This is a genomic window from Sphingopyxis sp. J-6, from assembly GCF_046603995.1.
Lineage (GTDB): Bacteria > Pseudomonadota > Alphaproteobacteria > Sphingomonadales > Sphingomonadaceae > Sphingopyxis.
In genome coordinates this window covers 246,420-271,621 of sequence record NZ_CP145810.1, presented here as the reverse complement: position 1 = coordinate 271,621, position 25,202 = coordinate 246,420, and the positions used below count along the sequence as shown (strand labels likewise).

Annotated in this window: 24 protein-coding genes; 11 read left to right on the top strand and 13 right to left on the bottom strand. The window is 66.1% G+C overall.

Features of this window, described 5'->3' with window-relative positions; genetic code table 11:
- Positions 1-50 precede the first annotated feature (50 nt).
- From V6U71_RS01435 to sppA, 6 genes are all read left to right on the top strand, one after another.
- On the top strand, positions 51-659 hold the full coding sequence (locus V6U71_RS01435; protein WP_054724269.1) for a TetR/AcrR family transcriptional regulator: 609 nt from the start codon (positions 51-53) through the stop codon (positions 657-659).
- A 174-nt stretch (positions 660-833) separates the two neighbouring features.
- Entirely contained in the window at positions 834-1,883 is a 1,050-nt protein-coding gene (obgE, locus tag V6U71_RS01430; protein WP_411340657.1) for a GTPase ObgE, read from the top strand.
- Between the two features lie 50 nt (positions 1,884-1,933).
- A complete protein-coding gene (locus V6U71_RS01425; protein WP_411340656.1) occupies positions 1,934-2,731 on the top strand; it encodes a MipA/OmpV family protein in 798 nt (265 codons plus the stop codon).
- Between the two features lie 43 nt (positions 2,732-2,774).
- Positions 2,775-3,878 (top strand): glutamate 5-kinase, encoded by a 1,104-nt coding sequence (gene proB, locus V6U71_RS01420; protein ID WP_411340655.1) that lies wholly within the window; start codon positions 2,775-2,777, stop codon positions 3,876-3,878.
- Between the two features lie 17 nt (positions 3,879-3,895).
- Complete coding sequence (locus V6U71_RS01415) at positions 3,896-4,792, top strand: NAD(P)H-binding protein (protein ID WP_411342293.1); 897 nt, start codon at positions 3,896-3,898, stop codon at positions 4,790-4,792.
- 75 nt (positions 4,793-4,867) lie between these two features.
- Positions 4,868-6,847 (top strand): signal peptide peptidase SppA, encoded by a 1,980-nt coding sequence (gene sppA, locus V6U71_RS01410; RefSeq protein WP_411340654.1) that lies wholly within the window; start codon positions 4,868-4,870, stop codon positions 6,845-6,847.
- Positions 6,848-6,875: 28 nt separating this feature from the next.
- Here sppA and V6U71_RS01405 read toward each other — a convergent pair whose 3' ends face one another.
- The 9 genes from V6U71_RS01405 to mdh form a co-directional block, all read right to left on the bottom strand.
- Entirely contained in the window at positions 6,876-7,778 is a 903-nt protein-coding gene (locus V6U71_RS01405; RefSeq protein WP_411340653.1) for an alpha/beta fold hydrolase, read from the bottom strand.
- A gap of 87 nt (positions 7,779-7,865) precedes the next feature.
- Positions 7,866-8,483: a trimeric intracellular cation channel family protein gene (locus V6U71_RS01400; RefSeq protein WP_411340652.1), complete on the bottom strand. Its 618-nt coding sequence runs from the start codon at positions 8,481-8,483 to the stop codon at positions 7,866-7,868.
- Between the two features lie 46 nt (positions 8,484-8,529).
- Positions 8,530-9,927 carry a dihydrolipoyl dehydrogenase gene (lpdA, locus tag V6U71_RS01395; RefSeq protein ID WP_411340651.1) on the bottom strand — a complete coding sequence of 466 codons (1,398 nt, stop codon included), beginning with the start codon at positions 9,925-9,927 and terminating at the stop codon, positions 8,530-8,532.
- A 47-nt stretch (positions 9,928-9,974) separates the two neighbouring features.
- The gene (locus V6U71_RS01390) at positions 9,975-10,301 is read right to left on the bottom strand and encodes a hypothetical protein (RefSeq protein ID WP_411340650.1); all 327 of its coding nucleotides are present in this window, start codon (positions 10,299-10,301) and stop codon (positions 9,975-9,977) included.
- A gap of 31 nt (positions 10,302-10,332) precedes the next feature.
- Positions 10,333-11,577: a 2-oxoglutarate dehydrogenase complex dihydrolipoyllysine-residue succinyltransferase gene (odhB, locus tag V6U71_RS01385; RefSeq protein ID WP_411340649.1), complete on the bottom strand. Its 1,245-nt coding sequence runs from the start codon at positions 11,575-11,577 to the stop codon at positions 10,333-10,335.
- Between the two features lie 30 nt (positions 11,578-11,607).
- The gene (locus V6U71_RS01380; RefSeq protein WP_411340648.1) at positions 11,608-14,430 is read right to left on the bottom strand and encodes a 2-oxoglutarate dehydrogenase E1 component; all 2,823 of its coding nucleotides are present in this window, start codon (positions 14,428-14,430) and stop codon (positions 11,608-11,610) included.
- Positions 14,431-14,515: 85 nt separating this feature from the next.
- Positions 14,516-15,406 (bottom strand): succinate--CoA ligase subunit alpha, encoded by an 891-nt coding sequence (gene sucD, locus V6U71_RS01375; RefSeq protein ID WP_411340647.1) that lies wholly within the window; start codon positions 15,404-15,406, stop codon positions 14,516-14,518.
- Entirely contained in the window at positions 15,403-15,714 is a 312-nt protein-coding gene (locus V6U71_RS01370) for a hypothetical protein (protein ID WP_411340646.1), read from the bottom strand. Before V6U71_RS01370 ends, sucD begins: the two co-directional genes overlap by 4 nt.
- 7 nt (positions 15,715-15,721) lie before the next feature.
- Positions 15,722-16,684, bottom strand: a complete 963-nt coding sequence (gene mdh / locus V6U71_RS01365; RefSeq protein ID WP_411340645.1) for a malate dehydrogenase — start codon at positions 16,682-16,684, stop codon at positions 15,722-15,724.
- 283 nt (positions 16,685-16,967) lie between these two features.
- On the opposite strand from mdh, the gene V6U71_RS01360 reads away from it, so the two are divergent.
- A complete protein-coding gene (locus V6U71_RS01360) occupies positions 16,968-17,519 on the top strand; it encodes a phosphatase PAP2 family protein (protein ID WP_411340644.1) in 552 nt (183 codons plus the stop codon).
- 71 nt (positions 17,520-17,590) lie between these two features.
- A complete protein-coding gene (locus V6U71_RS01355; RefSeq protein WP_411340643.1) occupies positions 17,591-18,634 on the top strand; it encodes a polysaccharide deacetylase family protein in 1,044 nt (347 codons plus the stop codon).
- Here the strand turns inward: V6U71_RS01355 and zapE are convergent.
- Genes zapE through V6U71_RS01335 form a run of 4 tightly spaced genes read right to left on the bottom strand, consistent with a single transcriptional unit; the run spans position 18,605 to position 21,979 of the window.
- Positions 18,605-19,726: a cell division protein ZapE gene (gene zapE / locus V6U71_RS01350; RefSeq protein ID WP_411342292.1), complete on the bottom strand. Its 1,122-nt coding sequence runs from the start codon at positions 19,724-19,726 to the stop codon at positions 18,605-18,607. The two genes, V6U71_RS01355 and zapE, sit on opposite strands and share 30 nt — an antisense overlap.
- The gene (locus tag V6U71_RS01345) at positions 19,723-20,220 is read right to left on the bottom strand and encodes a PaaI family thioesterase (RefSeq protein WP_411340642.1); all 498 of its coding nucleotides are present in this window, start codon (positions 20,218-20,220) and stop codon (positions 19,723-19,725) included. The genes zapE and V6U71_RS01345 overlap by 4 nt, the downstream gene beginning before the upstream one ends.
- Positions 20,217-21,197 (bottom strand): MBL fold metallo-hydrolase, encoded by a 981-nt coding sequence (locus V6U71_RS01340; protein ID WP_411340641.1) that lies wholly within the window; start codon positions 21,195-21,197, stop codon positions 20,217-20,219. Before V6U71_RS01340 ends, V6U71_RS01345 begins: the two co-directional genes overlap by 4 nt.
- The gene (locus tag V6U71_RS01335; RefSeq protein ID WP_411340640.1) at positions 21,197-21,979 is read right to left on the bottom strand and encodes a succinate dehydrogenase iron-sulfur subunit; all 783 of its coding nucleotides are present in this window, start codon (positions 21,977-21,979) and stop codon (positions 21,197-21,199) included. Before V6U71_RS01335 ends, V6U71_RS01340 begins: the two co-directional genes overlap by 1 nt.
- A 125-nt stretch (positions 21,980-22,104) precedes the next feature.
- Between V6U71_RS01335 and V6U71_RS01330 the strand changes: the two genes are divergently transcribed.
- The 3 genes from V6U71_RS01330 to V6U71_RS01320 all read left to right on the top strand — a co-directional run bounded on the left by V6U71_RS01330 (position 22,105) and on the right by V6U71_RS01320 (position 25,185).
- A complete protein-coding gene (locus tag V6U71_RS01330) occupies positions 22,105-23,637 on the top strand; it encodes a lipopolysaccharide biosynthesis protein (protein WP_411340639.1) in 1,533 nt (510 codons plus the stop codon).
- Positions 23,638-23,720: 83 nt separating this feature from the next.
- Positions 23,721-24,461, top strand: a complete 741-nt coding sequence (locus tag V6U71_RS01325) for a methyltransferase family protein (RefSeq protein ID WP_054724239.1) — start codon at positions 23,721-23,723, stop codon at positions 24,459-24,461.
- 64 nt (positions 24,462-24,525) lie between these two features.
- The gene (locus V6U71_RS01320; protein ID WP_411340638.1) at positions 24,526-25,185 is read left to right on the top strand and encodes a hypothetical protein; all 660 of its coding nucleotides are present in this window, start codon (positions 24,526-24,528) and stop codon (positions 25,183-25,185) included.
- Positions 25,186-25,202: the final 17 nt, after the last annotated feature.

The following is a 25,202-nucleotide window of genomic DNA, read 5'->3' as shown; positions in this document are numbered from 1 at the left end:
ATACCGTCGAAAAGGGGCGATGGGGTCGGCAATAGGGTTTACTTACACATATGTCAATAGTGAAAAAGCGCCTGAGTCCCGAGGAAAGCCGGTCCGCCGCGCTCGAAGCAGCACGGCTGATCCTCATCGAAATGGGCCCGCAAGCGGTAACGCTGAAAGCCGTGGCATCGCGCGTCGACCGCACCCACGCCAATCTGCTCCACCATTTCGGCAGCGCCGCAGGACTGCAAAAATCGCTCGCCGCCTATCTCGCCGATACCGTCTGCGACACGATCGGCCGCAAGATGACCGAATCGGCGCCGGGCGAACGCAATGTGCGCGAGATTGTCGACCTGGCCTTCGACGCCTTCGGCAGCGGCGGCGCGGGGGCGCTCGCGACATGGATGGCGGCGACGGGCAATGAAGGCGCGCTCGACCCGGTGATCGACGCGATCCACCGGCTGATCGACGGCATGGCGCCCGACGCGCACGAGAAACGCCTGATGCACGAGGATACGCTGGCGCTCGTGCTGATGGCGATGGGCGATGCGCAACTCGGCGGGCCGATGGCCGAAGCGCTGGCGCTGCCCCGCGACACCGCGCGGGCGCTCGCCACCGAACTGATCACCGGCCGGATCGCTGCCTTCTGGGCCGAGCAGGGCGCGAAGCCGCAAGGCTAGGGGCTGGCTTTTTTGCCTGGTACGGGCTAGGGGCGCGCCAATCCCCTCATTCCGTTCGTGTCGAGCGAAGTCGAGACACCCAACTGGCGTACACGGCCGAGGGGCATCTCGACTTCGCTCGTTGCGAACGGAAATTATAAGCGCCTCACCCTCTCCCGCCCCAAAGGCCCTGTCATGCATTTTCTCGACCAAGCCAAGATCTTCATCAAGTCCGGCGACGGCGGTCCCGGCGCCGTCAGCTTCCGGCGTGAGAAATATATCGAATATGGCGGCCCCGACGGCGGCAACGGCGGCAAGGGCGGCGACGTGATCTTCGAGGCGGTCGCCGGCCTCAACACGCTGATCGATTTTCGCTACACGCAGCATTTCAAGGCGAAGCGTGGCACGCCTGGCGCCGGACGCGACCGCACCGGCGCGGGCGGCCCCGACCTTGTGATCCAGGTCCCGATCGGCACCCAGATCCTCGACGACGACGAAGAGCGCAGCCTGCTCGCCGACCTGACCAAGGAAGGCGAACGTATCGCCTTTCTGCGCGGCGGCGACGGCGGCCGCGGCAACGCCAGTTACAAGACCTCGACCAACCGCGCCCCGCGCCAGCACGGGCCGGGCTGGCCGGGCGAGGAAATGTGGGTTTGGCTGCGGCTGAAATTGCTCGCCGACGCGGGTCTCGTCGGGCTGCCCAACGCCGGCAAGTCGACCTTCATCAATGCGGTGAGCAATGCGCAGGCGAAGGTCGGCGCCTATGCCTTCACCACGCTCCGCCCGCAGCTCGGCGTCGTCAGCCACAAGGGGCACGAATTCGTCGTCGCCGACATCCCGGGGTTGATCGAGGGCGCCGCCGAAGGCGCGGGGGTTGGCGACCGCTTCCTCGGCCATATCGAACGCTGCCGCGTGCTGCTCCATCTCGTCGACGCAAACGACGAGGATGTTGCGACCAGCTATCGTATCGTCCGCGACGAGCTCGAAGCCTATGGCGCCGACCTTGTCGACAAGCCGGTGATCGTCGCGCTGAACAAGGTCGACACGCTCGACGACGAATTGATCGCCGCACTGTCCGCCGAACTCGAAGCCGAAAGCGGGCAGCCGGTGATGGCGCTGTCGGGCGCCAGCGGCGCCGGCATCGACGCGGTGCTCGACAAATTGCTCGAAGCGGTGGGCCTACCCGAACCCGGGGCCGACGACGATGACGCGCCCGGTGAAGCGGGCGAATGGTCCCCGATCTAGGAACGAAAGCCGCGAGCGGGGATTTCATCTGGAACAACAAGGATTTCCGGATGCCCGCATATCGTCTTTTCAACCGTGCGCTATTGTCCGCGACGGTTTTGCTCGCCCCGGCGCTTACCGCCCATGCGCAGCAGGCCGACGCCCCGAAACGGACACGGATCATTTTGGGCCCGCAACTTTCGCCGGCCTGGCCCGGCGCAAAGGACATGACGATCGGCCCCTATGTCGACCTGTCGCGGTCGCCCGAAGGCACGCCGTTCGAATTTGAAGCCCCCGACGAAAGCTTCGGCTCGCCGCTCGTCCACTCGGGCAATTTCGCCTTCGGCCCCGCTTTCGGCTTTATCGGCAAGCGCACCGCCGCCGATGTCGAGGCGAATCTGCCTAAGGTCGGCTTGTCAATCGAGGCCGGCGCCTTTGCGCAATATTCCTTGGCGCCCGAATTCCGCGTCCGCATCGAAGGCCGCAAAGGTCTCAGCGGCCACAAGGGCTGGGTCGGCGAGGTCAGCGCCGACTATATCGCGCGCGACGGCGACGACTGGCTGTTTTCGATCGGTCCGCGCGTGACGCTGGGCGATGCGAAATACCGGCGCGCCTATTTCGGCGTCACCCCGGCGGCATCCGCCGCCTCGGGTCTGGCCGCTTTCGACCCCGGGGGCGGTATCCAGTCGGTCGGCATGACGGCGGGCTATCTCCGCCAGCTCGGCAAGCGCTGGGGGGTCGGCGTCTATGGCCGCTACGACCGGCTGGTCGGCGATGCGGCCGATTCGCCGATTGTCCGTCATTCCGGTTCGCGCAGCCAGCCGTCGGCGGGGATCGCGCTCAGCTACACTTTCGGCGGCGACCGCTAAGCAGACCATTGGCGCGGCGCATCATGCGCGCTATCGGCGGCGCATGTTGTTCGCGCCCGCCTCCTGCCCCCGTCTGATCGTCAAGATCGGATCGGCCCTGCTCGTCGACCCGGATGGGGCGGTGCGGCGCGACTGGCTCGCCGGGATTGCCGCCGACATTGCCGAACGCATCCGCGCCGGCCAGCAGGTCGCCGTTGTCTCGTCGGGCGCTATCGCGCTCGGCGCGCGGCGGCTCGGCCTCGCCAAGGGCGGCCGCGCCAGCCTCGAGGATGCGCAGGCGGCCGCCGCCACGGGGCAGATCGCGCTCAGCCAGGTCTGGGCCGAGGTGCTCGGCGCCGAAGGGCTGACCGCGGCGCAGATGCTCGTCACCCTCGACGACCTCGAACATCGCCGCCGCTATCTCAACGCCTCGGCGACGCTCGACCGGCTGCTGGGTCTCGGCGTGGTGCCGATCATCAACGAGAACGACAGCGTCGCGACCGAGGAAATCCGCTTCGGCGACAACGACCGCCTCGCCGCGCGTGTCGCGCAGGCCGCCGGCGCCGGCGGTGTCGTCCTGCTCAGCGATATCGACGGCCTCTACGACCGCAATCCGGCGCGGGACGGTGCCGTTCACATCGCACGTATCGACCGTATCGACGCCGCGATCGAGGCAATGGCCGACACCGGTTCGGCGTCGGGAATGGGCTCGGGCGGCATGGTGTCGAAGATCGCCGCGGCGCGCATCGCCAATGCCGCCGGCGCGCACCTCGCCATCGCGTCGGGACGGATCGACCGGCCGCTGTCGACCGAAGCGCGGCACAGCTTGTTCACGGCCGAACGCGGCGCGAGCGCGCGCAAGGCGTGGCTCGCCGGCGGGTTGACCGCCAAGGGACGGCTCAGCATCGACGCCGGCGCGGTGAAGGCGTTGCACGGCGGCGCGAGCCTGCTCGCGGCAGGCGTTACCGCAGTCAGCGGCAGCTTCGCCCGCGGCGACATCCTCGACATCGCAGGGCCCGACGGACGCATCGTCGCGCGCGGGCTCGCCGAATATCCCGCCACCGACGCTGCCACGATCCTCGGCCTCGGCCGCGACGCGCAGGAAGCCGCGCTCGGCTATGCGCCGCGAGCAGCCATGGTGCACCGCGACCATATGGTGCTGCTGTGACTTCGCCGACGCTGGCGATGACCGGTGCGACCGGCTTCGTCGGCGGCGCGACGTTGCGGCAGGCCGTCGCGGCGGGTTGGCACGTCCGCGCCCTCACCCGCCGCCCGCAGCCCGAACAGGCCGGCGTCACCTGGATCGCCGGCGCGCTCGACCGGCCGGACAGCCTCGCCGAAATGGTGGCGGGCGCCGATGTGGTGATGCACATTGCCGGCGTCGTGAGCGTCCCGACGCGCGCAGCCTTCGAGGCGGGCAATGTCGCAGCGACCGGCCATGTTATCGACGCGGCGCGCGGCGCAGGAATCGGCCGCTTCATCCATGTCTCCTCGCTCGCCGCGCGCGAGCCGGGCATCTCCGATTATGGCTGGTCGAAAGCCCGCGCCGAAACGCTCGTGCGCGCGAGCGGGCTCGACTGGACGATCGTCCGCCCGCCCGCGGTGTTCGGCCCCGGCGATACCGAGATGCTCGACATGTTTCGCATGGCGCGGCGCGGGATTGCGCTGGTGCCCAACGGGCGCCTGTCGGCGATCTACGTCGATGAGCTCGCACGCCTGCTCGTCGCCCTCGCCGCCGACCGCGATGTCAGTACTGGGCAAACGTACGAACCCGACGACGGCCGCACGAACGGCTGGTCGCACCGCAGCTTCGCGCGCGCCATCGGCCGCGCCGTCGGGCGCCGCCACGTTTCGACGCTCGCGACCCCGGCGCTGCTGCTCAAGGCGGGGGGTCGGCTAGACACGCTCGTCCGCCGCAGCCGCGCCAAGCTGACCCCCGACCGCGCCCGCTATATCGCGCATCCCGACTGGGTGGTCGCCGCCGGCGCCTGTCCGCCGCCCGAGCTATGGCGGCCCGAAATCGAAACGGGGGACGCACTCGCCGCGACGGTGAACTGGTATCGCCGCGAGGGATGGCTCTGACGCCCATGGAGCCGGGTGTGCCGCCCGTCGAAGCACGCATTGCCAAGGGCGGGCCGCCTCCCTAGATTTACCCGCATGACCGACAGCTCTCCCGATACCGCCAATCCCGCCGGCCCGTGGGCCATTCCCGTTCGCCGGCCGCTGCCGGGCGAGGACAAGCCGAAAGGCACGACCAGCTTTCCGCGCAAGGTGTGGCACCTGCTCGTCGCGTTGAAGGACGGACTGGCGCTCGTCTTCCTGCTCATGTTCTTCGCCTTGCTCTTCGGCCTGCTTGCCGGCCGCCCCAACGCCGGCCTCCCAGTCAGCCAGGGCGCATTGGTCATCGACCTCGACGGTATCGTCACCGAACAGCCGGCAGAGATCGACCCGCTCGCGGCGCTGTCGGGCGGTAACGACCTTAAGGAAATCCGGGTGCGCGACGTCGTCCACGCGCTCGAAACCGCGGCCGACGACAAACGCGTGACCTCGGTCGTGCTCGACCTCGACCGCTTCCTCGGCGGTGGGCAGGTGTCGCTCGCCGAAATCGGCAGCGCGATCGACAAGGTGCGCGCGAAGAAGAAGCCGGTGCTCGCTTTCGCCACCGCCTATACCACCGACAGCTATCAGGTCGCGGCGCACGCCAGCGAAATCTGGGCCGACGGCATCGGCGGCGTCGCCATCGCCGGCCCCGGCGGCTCGCGCCTCTATTACAAGGGACTGATGGACCGGCTGGGCGTCACCGCGCACATCTATCGCGTCGGCACCTTCAAAAGCGCCGTCGAACCCTATCTCCGCGCCGACCAGTCGCCCGAGGCCAAGGAAGCCGATCTCGCCTATGCCGGCGCGCTGTGGGAAAACTGGCTGAGCGACGTCAGGAAAGCGCGTCCCAAGGCGAAGATCGATCCCTTTATCGCCGACACCGCCGGCGCGATTCGCGCGGCGGGCAATGATCTCAGCAAGGCCTCGCTCGACGCCGGACTGATCGACAAGGTCAGCGGTCGCATGGCCTTCGACACCCGCGTCGCCGAGATCAGCGGTGCGCCGGACGACAGCCAGCCGTGGACGTTCAACGCGATCCCGCTCGAAAATTGGGTGGCCGCCAATCCGCCCGAGGAAACCGGCAGCCGCATCGCCGTCGTGCCCGTGGTCGGCGAAATCGTCGACGGCGAGGCAGCTAATGGAACGGCGGGCGGCGAGACTGTCGCGCAGCACATCCTCGATGCAACCGCCGACAGCAGTGTGAAGGCGATCGTCCTGCGCGTCGATTCGCCGGGCGGCTCGGTGCTCGCGTCCGAACAGATCCGCCAGGCGACACTCGCCGCCAAGGCGAAAAAGCTGCCGATCGTCGTATCGATGGCCAATGTCGCAGCCTCGGGCGGCTATTGGGTCGCCACCCCCGCCGACCGCATCTTTGCCGAGCCCGAGACGATCACCGGATCGATCGGCGTCTTCGGCATCCTGCCAAGCTTCGAACAAACGCTCGCCAAGGTCGGCGTTACCACCGACGGCATCCAGACGACGCCGCTGTCGGGCCAGCCCGACATTCTCGGCGGGGTCAGCGACGAATTCAACGCGATGGCGCAAGCGAGCGTGGAAGACGTATACGCGCGCTTCACCGGGCTCGTCGCCAAAAGCCGCAAGCAGCCGCTCGAAAAGATCCAGGCGATCGCGGAGGGCCGCGTCTGGGCGGGCGGCACGGCGCGCCAGATCGGCCTGATCGACCAGTTCGGCGGCCTGCCAGACGCGCTGGCCGCGGCGGCGAAGCTCGCCAAGATCGACGGCGAATATCACGCCAAATATTTCGAGGACGAGCCGAGCGAATTCTCGAAGATGCTGGCGAGCTGGGCAGGGGTCGAGGAGCCCGCAGCCGCCGCGCCGCGCGGCTGGTTCGGCATCGCGGCGATGAACCGCCAACTCGCCGAACGGCGGTTGCTTCAGGACCTGTCGCTGCTGACGCAGGCCGGATCGATCCAGGCGTCGTGCCTCGATTGCCGCGCCTATCTGCCGGCTGTCCCGCTGGCCGGGAAGGCCGAAGCGAAGGGGTGGCTGGGAACGCTGGCGCTGCTACTGAAATAGCGTCCTTCCCGTACGCGGGAGGGGAAAGCTAGGCCGCTACGGCGACACTTTGCGCATGTTCCGCAATCGCGTCGGCGAGCGTATCGACCAGCGCCAGCGGCAGGTCGTGTCCCATCCCCGGGATCGTCAGCAGCCGTGCCCCCGCAATATTTTCCGCCGTGTCGCGCCCGCCGGCGATCGGCACCAGCGGGTCGGCCTCGCCGTGGATGACCAGTGTCGGTGCCTCGATCTCCTTCAGCATCGCGCGCCGGTCGCCGTCGGAGACAATCGCCGCCATCTGCCGCGCGACGCCCTGCGGGTACCATCCGCGCTCGAAATCGCTCCGCACCCGGCGCTGCAGCCGCTCTTCGGTCGCCGGATAGCCGGGGCTGCCGATCACCCGCGCGGCGCGCACCGAATAGGCGATCAGATCCTCCTTGTCGCCGCTCATCGGCCGGTTCGCGAGGACCTGCATCGCCTCCTTGTTCGCGCGCGGCAGGCGGCGGTTGCCGGTGGTCGACATGATCGAGGTCAGCGACAGGACACGGTCGGGATAGCGCGCGGCGATATGCTGCGAAATCATTCCCCCCATCGACGCGCCGACGATATGCGCGCGCTGGACACCGAGATGGTCGAGCAGCGCGATGCCGTCGGCCGCCATGTCGGCCAGCGTGTAAGCGGGACGCACCGGCAGGCCGATCGCCGCCTTGACGAACATCCATTTGAGGTTCGGAACCCCCGCCGTATCGAAGCGCGTCGACAGGCCGACATCGCGATTGTCGTAGCGGATGGTGCGGAAGCCATGCGCGTTCAGTGCCTCAACGAACTCGTCCGGCCATAAGGTCAACTGGCCCCCGAGCCCCATCACCAGCAGGATCACCGGCGCCTCTCGCGGGCCCTTGTCCTCATAGGTGATGCTGATGCCGCTGGCGGTCGCCTGCTCTGTTGTCATGGAATCTCCGCGATGGAAGGTGCTGACACCGATGTTCACAAGCCGAACCTGCCACAGATTCGCGATTTGGCAAGCCCGGCGCGCGGCCTAGCTTTTGGGTCCGCGATATGCGGGGAGCGCGAGCGACCAGTGAATCGCGGCGCCGCGCAGGACAAAGCCGGCGACCGCACCCGCCACGGCCGCCACCGGCGTTCCCGTCCCCAGCCATTGCAGGAGCAGGAAAAGGCCCGATGCGAGCGCAGCAGCGGTAACATAGACTTCGGGGCGCATGATGATCGACGGCACCCCGGCAAGGATGTCGCGGATCGTACCGCCGACGCAGCCGGTGATCACCCCCATCATCAGCGCCGGAAAGGGCGGCACGCCCCAGGCCAAAGCCTTGGCGGTACCGAAAACGGCATAGGCGGCCAGCCCCACCGCATCGGCCCATTCGAGCAATTGCCCCGGCCACCAGCGTTCGGGCGTCACCCACACAATCAGCGCGATGGCGATGCACACCGCCGCAATCGCGCCGTCCTGTACCCAGAAGACCGGCGCCCCGATGAGGAGGTCGCGTACGCTGCCACCGCCAACCCCGGTGACGAGCGCGAAAAAACTCGCGGTGACCAATGTTTGGCGCAGCCGCACCGCCATCAATGCGCCCGACAGCGCGAACACACCGATGCCGGCCAAGTCTAGCAGGCGGATGATCGATTGCGGCTCCACCCCGGTTCCTTAACATTCGCCTCCATGAAGCGGGACAGGCGGATCGTCAGACGTGGATCGGCTTGCCCGTCACCGCCATCGCGGCTTCCTTGATCGCCTCGCTGTGCGTGGGATGCGCGTGGCAGGTATAGGCGATATCTTCCGACGTCGCGCCGAATTCCATCGCCTGTGCGGCCTGCGCGATCATCGTGCCGGCAACGCTGGCAATGCACCAGACGCCCAGCACGCGGTCGGTTTTCGCATCGGCGATCACCTTCACAAAGCCGTCGGGTTCGTGGTTGGTCTTGGCGCGGCTGTTCGCCATCATCGGGAACTTGCCGACCTTGACCTCGCCTTTTTCCTTCGCCTGCTCTTCGGTCAGGCCGACACCGGCGATTTCGGGCCACGTGTAGACGACCGACGGGATGACGTCGTGGTTCACGATACCCGTCTGGCCGGCGATATTTTCGGCGCAGGCGATGCCTTCGTCCTCGGCCTTGTGCGCGAGCATCGGGCCGGGGATGACGTCGCCGATCGCCCAGATGCCGGGAACCTGCGTGCTGAAATCGTGATCAGTTTCGATCTGGCCGCGCTGGTTGACCGCGAGCCCCGCCTTGTCGAGCGCGAGGCCGTCGGTGTTCGGCTTGCGCCCGATCGACACGAGCACGACATCGGCTTCGAGTGTTTCGGCGTCGCCGCCGGCCGCGGGTTCGAGCGTCAGCACCGCCTTCTTGCCCTTGACCGTCGCGCCGGTGACCTTGGTCTTCAGCTTGAACTCGATGCCCTGCTTCTTGAAGATCTTGTTCGCTTCCTTGCGAACGTCGCCGTCCATGCCGGGCAGGATCTGGTCGAGATACTCGACGCAGGTGACCTTGGCGCCGAGGCGGCGCCACACGCTGCCGAGTTCGAGCCCGATCACCCCGCCGCCGATCACGACCATATGCCCCGGCACCTTCGCCAGTTCGAGCGCGCCGGTCGAATCGACGATGACCTGCTTGTCGTTATCGACCGCGACGCCGGGAAGCGGGGTCACCGACGATCCGGTCGCGATGATGATATTCTTGGCGCGATAGGTCTTGCCGGCGACTTCGACGCTGTCCTTCGACGTGAACTGCGCATAGCCCTTCAGCCAGTCCACCTTGTTCTTCTTGAACAGGAACTCGATGCCGCCGGTCAGGCCCTTCACCGCATCCTTGCGCTGGCCGTGCATCGTACCGAGGTCGAGTTCGGGCTTCACCTTGATGCCCATCGCCGCCATCGCGCCGCCCGCCGCAGCTTCGAAATATTCCGACGCGTGCAGCATCGCCTTCGACGGGATGCAGCCGACGTTGAGGCAGGTGCCGCCGAGCGTTTCGCGTCCTTCGGCGCACGCGGTCTTGAGGCCCAGTTGCGCCGCGCGGATCGCCGCGACATAGCCGCCGGGGCCGGCACCGATGACAAGGACGTCGTAGTCGTAATCAGCCATGTTCAATCTACCTCAATATGCTGCCTGCCACCGCGGAGCGCGCCCGCTTAAACAGGAAGGCCCGATTTCGCGGCACATTCTTTCATAACCGGCATCGCCGCTTCGGGCGACAGGCTCATCAATTCCGATGCGCTGTATTTCTTGACCAATTCATCGGCCGCGCATTTGCAGACTTCGGAAACCTTGTCGGCTGACGCCCCGCCACCGGCGGCGGCACCACGGCAAGAGTTACCGAACTTCTCGACGAATTCGGTCTTGAATCCGTCCTCGAACCCCTTTCCCATGTCGCTCGCACCCTCGCCGCAACCCGTCAGCGAAAAGGCTGCCAGAAACAGGCTCGCTGCCCGGATCGGGCGTATCGGGAAAGGCGTCATGGGCTGCGCTCCTCTGTGAAGGGAAGAAGGATCAAAGATCGATCAGCAGACGCGTCGGATCCTCGATGGCTTCCTTGATCGTCTTCAAAAAGGTCACTGCCTCGCGCCCGTCGATCAGGCGGTGGTCATAGCTCATCGCGATATACATCATCGGACGGATCACGATCTCGCCGTTCCGCACGACCGGGCGGTCCTCGATGCGGTGGAGGCCGAGCACCGCCGACTGCGGCGGGTTGATGATCGGGGTCGACATCAGGCCGCCGAACACCCCGCCGTTCGAGATGGTGAAGGTGCCGCCGGTCATGTCGTCCATCGTCAGCGTGCCTTCCTTGGCACGCTTGCCGAGGTCGGCGATCGCCTTTTCGATGTCGGCGAACGACAGGCTGTCGGCGTTGCGGACGACCGGCACGACCAGACCGTTGGGCGCGCTAACCGCGACCGAAACATCGAGATAGTCGTGATAGACGATCTCGTCGCCGTCGATGCGTGCGTTGACCGCCGGGATGTCGTGCGCAGCGAGCGCGACCGCCTTGGTGAAGAAGCTCATGAAGCCCAGACGGACGCCATGCTTCTTCTCGAAGCTTTCGCGATATTTGTCGCGCGTCGCGATCACCGCCGACATGTCGACGTCGTTGAACGTCGTCAGCATCGCGGCGGTGTCCTGCGCCGACTTCAGCCGCTTGGCGATCGTCTGGCGCATGCGCGTCATCTTGACGCGTTCCTCGCGGCGGCCCGGGGCGCCGCTGGCTGCAGGAGTTGCGGCGGGCGCTGCGGCCGGAGCCGGCGCGGCAGCTTCGGGCGCCGCATTGGCGGCGGCGAGCACATCTTCCTTGGTGAGGCGGCCGTCCTTACCGCTGCCCTTGATCTTCGTCGGGTCGACGCCATGCTCGAGGACAAGGCGGCGCACCGCGGGCGACATCGTCGTGACGGTGTCGACGCCTTCCTCGGCTTGCGCAGGCGCGGCAGTGGCGGCAGGAGCAGGCGCCGCCGCCTCTGCCTTCGCGGCGGGTGCAGCGGCAGGCGCCGCGGCCTTGCCCGCGCCCGCTTCGATCGTCGCGATCACTGCGCCGACATTGACGGTATCGCCGACCGCCGCGACCTGCTGCCCCATCACGCCGGCAACCGGCGACGGCACTTCGACCGCGACCTTGTCGGTTTCGAGGCTGGCGATCGGTTCGTCGACCGCGACCGCCTCGCCCGGCTGTTTCAGCCATTCGCCGATCGTCGCTTCGGTGACGCTTTCGCCCAGCGTGGGGACTTTGACTTCGGTGCTCATGAATGCAGTTCCTTAGGGCTTAAGCTTGGCTCAGGCTTTGTTCTTGGCGCGGCGGATTTCGGCACGAACCGAAAGGCCGAGCGCATCGGCGACGAGCGCGGACTGTTCGGTCTGGTGGCGGCTCATCAGACCCGTCGCGGGCGACGCGGCGGCAGCGCGCCCGGCGTAACGCGGGCGCATGCCCTTGTGTCCCGCCTCGGTCAGCGCGTCCTCGATCAGTTCGTTGACGAAGAACCAGCTACCGTTGTTGCGCGGCTCTTCCTGCGCCCACACCACCTCTTCGAGGTTCGGCATGCGCTTCAGCCGGATCGCGAGCGGCTCGCCCGGGAAGGGATAGAGCTGCTCGATGCGGATCACCGTGGTGTCGGTCAGTCCGGCGGCGTCGCGGGCTTCCATCAGGTCATAACCGACCTTGCCCGAACAGAGCACGACCCGCTTGATCGCCTTGTCCTCGGGCGGGGTGCGGTCGGACATGATGCGGCGGAAATGCGCCTCGCCGATGAAATCCGAACGCTGCGACACCGCCAGCTTGTGGCGGAGCAGCGACTTCGGCGTCATGATGATCAGCGGCTTGCGGAACGGGCGCAGCATCTGGCGGCGCAGGACGTGGAAATAGTTCGACGGCGTCGAAATATTGCACACCTGGATATTGTCGCCGGCGCACAGTTGCAGGAAGCGTTCGAGGCGCGCCGAGCTATGCTCGGGGCCCTGCCCTTCATAACCGTGCGGGAGCAGCAGCACGAGGCCGTTAGCGCGCAGCCACTTGGCTTCGCCCGACGCGATGAACTGGTCGATCATGATCTGGGCGCCGTTGGCGAAATCGCCGAACTGCGCTTCCCAGAGCACGAGGCTCTTCGGGTCGGCCATCGCATAGCCATATTCGAAGCCGAGCACGCCATATTCGGACAGCGGGCTGTCCAGCACCTCGAACCGGCCGTGCGGTACGGTGGTCAGCGGGATATATTTATGCTCGTCCTTCTGGTCGACCCAGACGGCGTGGCGCTGGCTGAAGGTGCCACGCCCCGAATCCTGACCCGACAGGCGGACCTGATAACCCTCGCTGAGCAAGGTCCCGAAGGCGAGGCTTTCGGCGGTCGCCCAGTCGAACACCTCGTCGTCGCTCTTGTCGGCAAACATCGCGGCGCGCGCGTCGATGACGCGGCGCAGTGTCTTGTGCACCTCGAGGTCGCCGGGGATCGTCGTCAGCGTGCGACCGATCGAATCGAACAATTTCTCCGACACGCCGGTCGCGATATTACGGCGCGCATTCTCGGGATCGGCCGGCGAATGCAGCCCCGACCAACGCCCGGCGAACCAGTCGGCCTTGTTCGGCTTGTAGCTTTTCGCTGCCTCGAAATCGCCTTCCAGCCGCGCCACGAACTCGGCGCGGTGCGCGTCGGCCCAGCCGGCATCGATCACGCCCTCACCTTCGAGCTTCGCCGCGCAAAGCTGCGACACCGGCGGGTGCTGACGGATGCTGGCGTACATCAGCGGCTGGGTGAACGAAGGCTCGTCGCCCTCGTTATGGCCGAAGCGGCGATAGCACCACATGTCGATCACGACATCGCGCTTGAAACGCTGGCGGAAATCGATGGCGAGCTTGCAGGCGAAGGTCACGGCTTCGGGATCGTCGCCGTTGACGTGCAGGATCGGCGCCATCACGCCCTTTGCGACGTCCGACGGATAGGGCGACGAGCGCGCGAACTGCGGGCTGGTCGTGAAGCCGATCTGGTTGTTGACGATGAAGTGGATGCAACCGCCGGTGTTGTAGCCGCGGATGCCCGAGAAGCCGAGGCACTCCCAGACGATCCCCTGTCCCGCGAAGGCCGCGTCGCCGTGGATCAGCACCGGCAGGACCTGCGCATGTTCGGTCAGGTCGCCGCGCGCCACCTGCTGCGCACGCACCTTGCCGAGCACGACCGGATCGACCGCCTCGAGATGCGAGGGGTTCGGAACCAGCGACATATGCACCGAAATGCCGTCGAACTCGCGGTCCGTCGAGGTGCCGAGGTGATATTTGACGTCGCCCGATCCGCCGACATCGTCGGGGTTGGCGCTGCCGCCCGAAAATTCGTGGAAGATCACCTGATACGGCTTGGCGAGCACGTTGGCGAGCATGTTGAGCCGCCCGCGATGCGCCATGCCATAGACGATCTCTTTGACGCCGTACTGGCCGCCATATTTGATGATCGATTCCATCGCCGGGATCATCGATTCACCGCCATCGAGGCCGAAGCGCTTGGTGCCGACATATTTGCGCGCGAGGAATTTCTCCCACTCCTCGGCCTCGATCACCTTGTTCAGGATGGCGCGTTTGCCTTCGACCGAAAATTCGATGATCTTGTCGGCACCTTCCATTCGTTCCTGCAGGAACTGGCGCTCCTCGATATCGGCGATGTGCATATATTCGAGGCCGACATTGCCGCAATAATTGGCGCGCAGGATCGCCACGATCTCCCGGATCGTCGCTTTTTCGAGGCCGAGCGTGCCGCCGATCCAGATCGGACGATCCTGATCGGCGCCAGCGAAACCGTGATATTCGGGAGTGAGGTCGGCGGGCAGCTCACGCTGGCTGAGCCCCAGCGGATCGAGGTTGGCGGCAAGGTGTCCGCGCACGCGGTAGGTGCGGATCAGCATCATCGCGCGGATCGAATCGTCCGCGGCGCGCTCGACTTCGGCGTTCGACAGCGGAGCGCCGGCTTTCGCGGCGGCGGCTTTCACCGCGACCTGCATCTGCTGCGGATCGAGCGCGGCGGTCAGGTCGTCGCTGTCGATGCTGGGCCAGTTCTTCGGCGCCCAGCTCGGGCCGGCCTGGGGCTCGTCGATGTCGAAGCTTTGTCGTTCGAGGTTCATCTGCTTTTCCACGGGGAGGAAAGGGTTGTCATCTTATATGGGGAGCGGAGGCCCGCCGGCAAAGCCTGCCGGCGGGCCGGTTGGCTCAGACGCGTTCCTTGAGCACTTCGGCAAGCGTCGTGCCGAGCTCCGACGGGCTCGCCGACACCTTGATGCCGGCGGCTTCCATCGCCGCGATCTTGCTTTCGGCGTCGCCCTTGCCACCCGACACGATCGCCCCGGCGTGGCCCATGCGGCGCCCCGGAGGTGCCGTGCGACCCGCGATGAAGCCGGCCATCGGCTTCTTGCGGCCGCGCTTCGCTTCGTCGATCAGGAACTGCGCGGCCTGCTCCTCGGCGTCGCCGCCGATTTCGCCGATCATGATGATCGACTTGGTCGCTTCGTCGGCAAGGAAGAGTTCGAGCACGTCGATGAAGTTGGTGCCGTTGACCGGGTCGCCGCCGATGCCGACCGCGGTCGTCTGGCCGAGGCCGACGTTCGACGTCTGGAACACCGCTTCATAGGTCAGCGTGCCCGAGCGCGAGACGACGCCGACGCTGCCCTTCTTGAAGATGTTGCCCGGCATGATGCCGATCTTGCACTCGTCGGGGGTCAGCACGCCGGGGCAGTTCGGGCCGATCAGCCGCGACTTCGAACCCGACAGCGCGCGCTTCACCTTGACCATGTCGAGCACCGGAATGCCTTCGGTGATCGCGACGATCAGCTCGACCTCGGCATCGATCGCCTCGAGGATCGAGTCGGCGGCGAACGGCGGCGGCACATAGATGACCGACGCGGTCGCGCCCGTCGCATGCTTCGCTTCTTCGACCGTGTTGAACATCGGCAGGCCGATGTGCGTCGAACCGCCTTTGCCCGGCGTCACGCCGCCGACCATCTGCGTGCCATAGGCGAGCGCCTGTTCGGTGTGGAAGGTGCCGGTGGCACCGGTCATCCCTTGCGTGATGACCTTTGTATTCTTGTCGATGAGGATGCTCATTCGAAAGTCTCTCCGAGTTTTGACCTAGCGCGATTATCATCGAACCGAGTCTTCAAATAGCGAACGCTCCAACCGATACCGTGGGCCAAAGACATTCCTGCGATCAGCACGCCCAGGAAATAAGGGAAAATCTGGGCGCCATATTCATTCAACGATGGATCGTTCGGGTCGCCAGTCCGATGGAGGTATAAGATGTATACCAGCCACAAGCCCAGCAGCCCGATGATCGCCGCCGTCACCTTCCATTTCCCGAAATACCCCAGCAGCAAAAACGGCAGGGGGAGAAGCAGGAAGAGGATGGCGACCATATCCGGCTTAAGCCAGCGACGGATCCAGCGACTTGCACGCGTCCAGCAGTTCCTTGACCGCATCGACCGAGACCTGCAGGCCCGCCTTGTCGGCATCGTCGAGTTCGATCTCGACGATCTTCTCGACACCGCCGGCGCCGATCAGCACCGGAACGCCCACATAAAGGCCGTCAAGGCCGTACTGGCCGTCGACATAGGCTGCGCAGGGCAGGATGCGCTTCTGGTCACCCAGATAGGCTTCGGCCATCGCGATACCCGAAGCAGCGGGGGCGTAAAAGGCCGAACCGGTGCCGAGCAGCGCGACGATCTCGCCGCCGCCGCCGCGGGTGCGCTTGACGATCGCGTCGATCTTGTCCTGCGACGACAGACCCATCTTGACGAGGTCGGGGACAGGGATGCCGTTGACGGTCGAGTAACGGACGACGGGGACCATCGTGTCGCCATGACCGCCGAGCACGAAAGTGTTCACATCCTTCACCGACACGTCGAATTCGTCGGCGATGAAGTGGCTGAAGCGCGCCGAGTCGAGCACGCCGGCCATGCCGACGACCTTGTTGTGCGGGAGCCCCGAGAATTCGCGCAGCGCCCACACCATGGCGTCGAGCGGGTTGGTGATGCAGATGACGAACGCGTCGGGAGCGTTGGCCTTGATGCCTTCGCCGACGGCCTTCATGACCTTGAGGTTGATGCCGAGCAGGTCGTCGCGGCTCATGCCCGGCTTACGGGCGACACCGGCGGTGACGATGATGACGTCGGCGCCTGCGATATCCTTGTAATCGTTGGTGCCGGTGATCTTCGCGTCGAAGCCCGCGATCGGGCCGACCTGCGACAGGTCGAGCGCCTTGCCCTGCGGCACGCCTTCGACGACGTCGAACAGGACGACGTCGCCCAGTTCCTTCTGCGCGGCGAGCAACGCCAGCGTTCCGCCGATATTCCCGGCTCCGATCAAAGCGATCTTCTTGCGTCCCATGGCGCGCGGCACTCCCTTCCTGGCAAGCCCGGCATTTGGTTCACAGACCGGTCGGCGCACGGGCTAAAGCGCCATGCCGGTCCCAAGACTGGCGACGCCCCTACGCCGATTCCCTTAAGGAAACAACTGCGAAAAGGACGAAAATCCGCCTTTTTTTGATAATAGTTCGCAATAACATTAAGAGAGGTGAGAGGGGTGGCAGCATGCGCATCGCCGGATGGTTTCGCGCCATCCTGACGGCTTTTCCTTGCCTTTGCATGACAGCGGCATAAGCTCGCTTCGCATGAAACAAATCTCGCCGCGCTTTGTTCCCGTCCTCGCCGCAGCCCTGTCGCTTGGTCTCGCCGCGCCGGTCAGCGCCAGCGAAGACGGCTGGGACGATGCAGGTACGATCGCCAAGAATGCGCTCGTCGTCGCCGCCTTCGCGGTGCCGGCAGTCGAAGGCGACTGGGAGGGCGTCCTGCAGGCGGGCGGCAGCATCGGCGGCACGATGCTGATCACGCAGGGACTGAAAGAAGCCTTCCCGTCGCGCCGCCCCGACGGCAGCGATAACAAGAGCTTTCCTTCGGGCCATACTTCGACGAGCTTTGCGGCCGCCGCGACGCTGCACAACCGCCATGGCTGGGAAGCCGGACTGCCCGCTTATCTTGTCGCCTCGTTCGTCGGCCTGTCGCGCGTCGAGGCCAAAAAGCACCGGGTCGGCGACGTGCTCGTCGGCGCAGCGATCGGGACGGCAACCGGGCATCTCATCACCAGCAAAGCGAACGAACGGGTGCAGATTTTTCCGTGGGGCGACACCAAGGGGGCGGGCGTGGATGTCAGTTTCCGTTTTTGATCGGGCGCCCCGGAATCGCCGCAGTTTCGGGTTAACCGTCCCTATACCGCCCCCGGGCTAGATTGGCCGGGATGACACGGGCCATCATCAGCTTCGACACCGAATTGTCGGCGCGCCTCTATCAACGGGGCGCCGATGCGCGTGCCAATTTCGAAAGCTCGATCCTCGGCCGCTGCCGCGACGGTGATTTCGGGATCCATTTCCAGATGGACATGCTCGATCGCTATGGTCTGACGGGGGTCTATTTCGTCGATCCGATGCCCGCGCTGGTTTACGGCCCCGAAATCATCGACGCGATCGTCCAGCCGATCGTCCGGCGCGGCCACGAGGTACAGCTTCATATCCATACCGAGTGGCTGAAATTTGCGATGTTCAACCCGGCTGGCCACCTCACCGGGCGCAATATCGGCGATTTTCCGCTTGCGGCCCAGAAAAAGCTGATCGGCTTTGCCCGCGACATATTGGTCGGGGCGGGCGCGCCCCGCCCAACCGCGTTTCGCGCCGGCAATTTCGGCGCCAATGACGACACGCTCCGCGCGCTCGCGGCGCTGGGCTTTCGCTTCGACAGCAGCTTCAACGGCGCCTATCTCGGCCATGGCTGCGCCATTTCGCTCGACGCGGGCGATCTTGGCATGCGCGAACATCTGGGCGTCGTCGAGGTTCCGGTCAGCGGGCTGATGGACCGCGCCAACAGTTTCCGTCCCGCCCAGCTTTGCGCAATGTCCGAACAGGAGATGCGCGACGCGCTCGACCATAGCGCGGCAAGCGGCGCGATCCAGTTCTCGGCGTTCAGCCACAGTTTCGAATTGCTGAGCCGCGACCGCGAGGTGCCGAACCATCTCGCCGCCGCCCGCATGGAGGCGCTGTGCCGCGCCGTCGCGGACGACGCGCGCGTGACGAGCGGCGGCCTGGCAACGCTGCCTGCCCCGCCCGCACGGCCAGGACGGATCGGTATCGCGGCGCCCAAACCGCTGCGCACGCTGCGCCGTAAAATCGAACAGGGCATTGGGCATCTCGCGCACGAAGTCCGCTATGTCCGCGATGTCGTCTCCGTGACGCTCAACTCGTCGCGCTGGGGCAAGATATTAGGCGGCATCCTCCTGGCCGTGGCCTAGCGCGAGGTAATCGTCGGACTGCATTTCCGACAACCGGCTCGCCGTGCGCTCGAACTCGAACGCCCCGTCGCCCGCGACATAAAGGTCGTCGGGCATCGCCGCCGCACTCGCCAGCAGCTTGACCTTATATTCGTAGAGCGCATCGATCAGCGTCACGAAGCGCGCCGCCTCGTTGCGGTTCTCGGGCCCCATGCGCGGGATGCCGACGATGATCACGGTGTGGAAGTGCCGCGCGACCGCGAGATAGTCGGACGCCCCGCGCGCCTCGCCGCACAGCCGCTTGAACGAGAAGACCGCCACCCCCTTCAGCGCTTTCGGAACGTGCAGCGTCCGTCCGCCGCCGACGTCGAGGTCGAGCGTCGGCACCTTGGAGCGATCTTCGGGCGGATAATCGGTGAGGCGGAAGAAAGCGGCCGACAGCGCCGCACTCGCTGCCTCGTCGGCGGGTACGAACCACCGCGCGCCGTCGCCAAGCCGGTCGCGGCGATAGTCGGTCGGACCGTTGAGGCCCATCACGTCGAGCCGTTCCTCGACCAGCGCGATGAACGGCAGGAAATGCTCGCGGTTCAAACCATCCTTGTAGAGATCCTTCGGCGGCCGGTTCGAGGTCGCGACCACGGTCACCCCGCGTTCGATCAGCGCGGTGAACAGGCGCGACAGGATCATCGCGTCGGCGCTGTTGTTGACCACCATCTCGTCGAAGGCGAGGCAGCGGACATTTTCGACCAGCGCGTCGGCGACGAGCGGAATGGGGTCGCCGCTCTCGCTTTTGCGCACCTCGCGCATCCGCGCATGGACGTCGAGCATGAAGGCGTGGAAATGGACGCGCTTCTTGCGCTGGATGTGCAGCGCGTCGTAAAACAGGTCCATCAGCATCGACTTGCCGCGCCCGACCGAACCCCACAGATAGACCCCGCGCGGCGCCTCGGGCTTGCGGCCGGTCAGACGCCACAGCAGGCTGCCGCGCGGCGGCGATGCTTCGAGTTCGGCCTGGAGCCGGTTCAGCCGCTCCGCGGCGGCACGCTGTTCGGGGTCGGGCCTGAGTTCGCCCGCGGCGACCAGCGCGTCATATTCGGCGAGCACCGACATCAGCCGCGATCCTTGCTCGCCTTGCGAATGGTGCCCGCAAAGGTCAGCACGATATGCTCGTCCTTTGCCCCCTGCACGACCAGTCCGCGCAGGAAGATCAGCCGGCCGGTCTCGCGCACCAGCTCGACCACGGCGTCGAGCGGTTCGCCCAGCCTCCCCGCGCCGACGAACTGGGTCGACAGGTCGAGCGTCACCGAATGGCCAGCGTTCAGCGAACCGAACTGGTGCGACGCCGCAAACAGCGCGATGTCGACGAGCGCCAGCGTTACCGCGCCATGGACATTATTGCCAAGATTGCTGTGCTTGCGTTCGGGGATCATGCGGACGCGGGCCTGCGGGCGGCCGTCGGACGTGTCGGGCTCGGCGCGCACCGACAAAGGTTCGATAAAGGCGTTGAAACGGCTCGGGTCCTTGAGGTTCCAGCTCACCCATCCGTCCGCCAGTTCCTCGGCGCTGAAATTGTCGCGGCGCTTCGGTTCCTCGATCCCGTCATTCATGCCTTGCAATATCCATCCAGTTTGCCCGAGCGCACCAGCTCGCCGTAATAATCCGCCATCGCCTTCGTCCGCGGGCGATTGTCGTCGGCCCATCGTGCGGCGCCGGCGAGCCAGCCCGCCGAACAAGCCTCAAGCGCGCCCGTCCCCTTCGCGCAAGCGATAAAATCGACGAAAGCTCGCTTCCAGCGCTCGAAATCCACGAGCGACATGATCGGACCGTGCCCGGGAACGATCTGCTCCGCGCCGGAAGCCGCCACTTCATCGAGCGCCTTCATCCAGCCCTCCGGACAGGCAGTGTCGAGGAACGGCACTGGCAGCGTGACGAGGTCGCCGACGATCGCGCGCTTTTCGGGCGCGTCGTAGATCCACAGGTCGCGCTCGGTGACCGCGCGGTGCGCGACGCGCAGCGACAACGGCCGGCCGGCGATCGCCACGTCGCGCGTCTCGTCAACGACGACGTCGGGCCGCAGTTCCGCGCCGCGCGCGATCGTCGCAAGGTCACCCTCGACATCCGCAACCGCGCTCGCCGGGACGGCGCCTTCGGCCAGCGCCTTGCGCGACGACGCGGCGCTTGCCGCAAGGAAACCCGTCAACGCCCCGTCGATCGCCGACGTGCCATAGACCTTGATGTCCGGAAACGCCGCCTTCAGCGCCGGATTGCCGCTGATATGGTCGAGATGCCAGTGGGTATTGACGATCGCGACCGGCGTCATGCCGATCCCGCTCAGCCCCTGCTTGATCGCCGTCAGATGCTCGGCGTGCCGGCCGCTGTCGATCACGAAGGCACCCTCGGGACCATAGAGGATCAGGCTGTTGCCGTCGGGCGAGCGGCCGGGCGCGAAACTGCCGCCGATCAGGAAGGTCGCCCCGCCGATGCCATGCGCATAAGTGCGCGGCGCGGGCACCGCTTCGACCTCAGGATTTGCTGCGCAGCCGGCCAGCGCCAGCGCAACCAGCGCCGGCAGCCAGCCCCGCATCAGACCTGCCGCTCGGCTTCCAGCTTCTTGATCTCGGCGATCGCGCGCGCCGGGCTCAGCCCCTTGGGGCAGGCGTTCGAGCAGTTCATGATCGTATGGCAGCGATAGAGGCGGAAGGGGTCTTCCAGCTCGTCGAGCCGTTCGCCGGTCATCTCGTCGCGGCTGTCGGCGAGCCAGCGATAGGCCTGGAGCAGGATCGCCGGGCCGAGGAACTTGTCGCTGTTCCACCAATAGCTGGGACAGCTCGTCGAGCAGCAGGCGCACAGGATGCACTCGTAAAGCCCGTCGAGCTTTTCGCGTTCCTCGGGCGACTGCAGCCGCTCCTTGCCGCTCGGCGTCGTCGTCTTGGTCTTCAGCCACGGCTCGATCGACGCATATTGCGCATAGAAATGGGTGAAGTCGGGGACGAGATCCTTGATCACGTCCATCGCCGGCAGCGGAGTGATCGTGACGTCGCCCTTCAGATCCTCGATCGCGGTGGTGCAGGCGAGGCCGTTCTTGCCGTTCATGTTCATCGAACAGCTACCGCAAATGCCCTCGCGACACGAGCGGCGGAAGGTCAGGGTGCTGTCCTGCTCGCTCTTCATCTTGATGAGCGCGTCGAGCACCATGGGGCCGCATTTTTCGGTATCGATCTCGAAGGTGTCGAAGCGCGGATTCTGGCCGCTGTCGGGATCGTAGCGATAGACTTTGAACGTCTTGACCGCGGCCGCGCCTTCGGCCTTGTGGACCTTGCCATCCTTTTGCGGGCGGCTGTTCTTGGGCAGACGGAATTCGGCCATATCGCGGTTTCCCCTATGCAATCGCGGTCCGACTAGACCCGATTGAGGGAGTCGGCAAGGGGTGGATGGCGCAAAAGCGCGAAAGCCGCTGGTAGCCATGATGGCAAGCCGCTAGGGGCGCAAGGATGAGCGAAGACGCCGCCGCCCAGCCCGCCGTTACCAGCCGCAGCGTCGCGCGCGGGCTCGGCACGACGATCCTCGCGCGGCTGGGCGCGGTGGTCGAGATCGTCGCGCAGCCGCTCTATGTGCTGATGTTCGGGCTTGCGGGTTACGGCCTCTATGCGGTGCTGTGGGCGACGATCAACCTGCTCGAGAATATCTTCGACACCGGGATGACGAGCGCGATGCAACGCACCGTCCCCCAGTCCGCAAGCGACGCGGAGGCGGCCGCGGCGCTGCGCACCGCGATGATCTTCGGCGTCGGTCCGTGCCTTATCGTTGCCGCGTTGATCGCGATCTTCGCGGGCGACCTCGCGCCACTGCTCAACGTCGCCGAAAAGGACCGCGCGCTCGTCACCCCCGCGATCCAGCTCTTCGTGTGGGCGCTGCCGCTATGGGCCTTCGTCGAGATCGCGACCTCGGCGATGCGCGCCCGCATGGTGTTCGGCGCCGAAATCCGCCTGCGCATCGTCTGGGAACAGATCATGCGGCTGGTGTTCGCGGGGCTGTTCTTTGCCGGCGGGCTCGGGCTCAAGGGACTGTTCATCGCCCACCTCTGTTCGCTCGCCATCACCGCGATCCTCTGCGTCCGCCTGCTCCGCCGTTATTACAGCTTTGCCGATCTCGGACGCGGGCCGCTGGTCACCGAAACCGCGCGCAATACCTTCTGGGCCGGGCTGTCGATCCTCCCGTCGAACATCATCGCGCGGCTGTTCGGCGATGCCCCCGCGCTGATCCTCAACCTGCTGCTGCCCGGCGCCGCGGGCGCGAGCGCATCGGCGCTGTTCACGATCGCGCGCAAGCTCTCCAGCGTCGTCCAGCTCGTCCGCATCGCCTTCGTCTATGTCATGGCGCCGCTCGCGGCGAGCGCCGAGCGCGAGGACCGCGCGCAGGTCGCCGATATCTATGCCTATGCGACCCGCCTGATCGCCGCGATCGCGCTGCCGCTCGCGGCGGTGCTCGCGGCGGGCAGTTCGTCGCTGCTCAGCCTGTTCGGGCATCAGGCCGATGTTGCGCAGGGCGCCGTCGTCATCCTGCTGTTCGCGCGCGCGCTGGAGGCGGTGCTCGGCATCTCGATGCCCGTTCTCCAGGTTGTCGCCGCCTTCCGCCACCAGCTCACCGCCGCAATCTTCGGCGTGATCGTCGCGCTCGCTTCGGGCTGGCTGATCGTCGGCCATATGGACGAGCTCACCGGCGTCACGCTCGCCATGTCGATCGGCCTTGTCGTGATGGCCGGCGTCCCGATGCTCCAGCTCGCGGCGGCGGAGCGGCTCCATCCCTTCGACCATCAATTCCCGACGGTTGCGCTGCGCGGCCTGTTCATCACCCTTGCCGCGGGCGGGCTCGCGCTGGTTGTCAGCCGGCTGCCCGATCCGGTCGCGCTGCCGCTGATCGTCGTCATCGCGGCCGCCGCGATCTGGTCGTCGCTGCGTTTCGCCCTGCCCCACGCCGACCGCGCCTCGCTGGGCAAGACGGCGCGCAAGCTGCGGCTCGTGTAACTTTCCGTCTTATTTTGGCCGCAAAAACGGTTAGAGGGGACGCCACGTAATTGCCGCACCTGCGGCCAACAGGCGGAATATCCATGTACCAGCAAGAACTCGCCCGCAGCGGCAAGCGCCTTTTCTTTATTCGCGGCACCTATATCTACATCACCATCGCCATCTCGGTGCTGATCGCCTGGTGCAGCAAGGACTGGGGTCCGTTCCAGACAGCCTTCGGCGACTGCGCGTGGTTCTGGCTGTCGCTCGGCGTCGCCAGTGCCGGCGCAATCGTCCGTGTCTTCACCAGCGGCTGGGCCGCGCTCGGCACGTCGGGCCGCGCCAAGGTCGCCGCCGAGGCGAGCGAACTCAACACCACCGGGCCGTACAGCCTCGTGCGCAACCCGCTCTATGTCGGGCGCATCCTCAATTTCACCGGCCTCGCGATGCTGTCGGGAAGCTGGGTGTTCGGCGCGATCGTCTTCCTGCTCGCGATCCTGATCTACGAGCGCATCTCGATCTATGAGGAAGAGTTCCTGCGTGAAAAGTTCGGCGCCGCGCATGCCGAATGGGCAAAGGACGTCCCCGCCCTCCTCCCGCGCCTCCACGGCTGGGTGAAGCCGAAGTACCCCTTCTGGTGGAAGCGGATGATCTGGCGCGAACAGAACAAGCTGTTCCTGCTCGCAACGACGGTCTTCCTGACCTGGTTCGCGCGCCTCGACTTCAACTTCGACGTCCTGACGCCGCAGCAGTGGACCTGGGTTTATGCCTTTGGTGCGCTCGTCGTCGTCCGCTTCATTATCGGCGGATTGAAGATGGTCGGCTTCTTCAAGGAACTGAGCTGATCAAATGGGGAGCGATCTCGCTCCCCTGATTGCACCCGAGGAGCGTTTAGCTCCTCTAATCGCGGTGGTCGGCAGCGACGGGTCGGGCAAGTCGACCCTGTCGGCGGACCTGCTCGCGCATGTGCAGCAAACGCGCAAGGCGGAGAGCGGCTACCTCGGCCTCGGCTCGGGCGAACAGGGACGGCGCATCGGGCGCTGGCCGGTCATCGGCCCGCCGCTGCACCGCTTCCTCGACGGCATCGCCGATCGCCTCCGCGAACCCGGGGAGCCGATCCCCGGGCTGTTCGCGGCGCGCTATGCGCTGAACAAGTCGAAAAAGCGCCGCGCCAAGTTCGAAAGCCTGCTTGGCGCACGCCGCGCCGGCATCACCATCGTCACCGACCGCTATCCGCAGCTTGAGGTGCCCGGCCTCCACGATGGCCCGATCCTTGCCGGCCGTGCGACGAACGCGCGCCTGACGGCGATGCAGGCCGAGGAACGCGCGCTCTATGCCGAAATGGCGGCTTATGTGCCGACGCTGGTGATTCGCCTGCACGTCGACGTCGACACGGTGATGGCGCGCAAGCCCGATCACGATCGCGCCCTGATCACCCGCAAGGTCGAAACGGTGCCGCTGCTGACCTTCAATGGCGCGCCGATCGTCGATATCGATGCGACGATCCCTTATGAGGAAGAACTGGCGATCGCGACCGCAGCAGTGGACGAGACGCTGGCAAACACCTGACCTCTCATCCCCGTTCG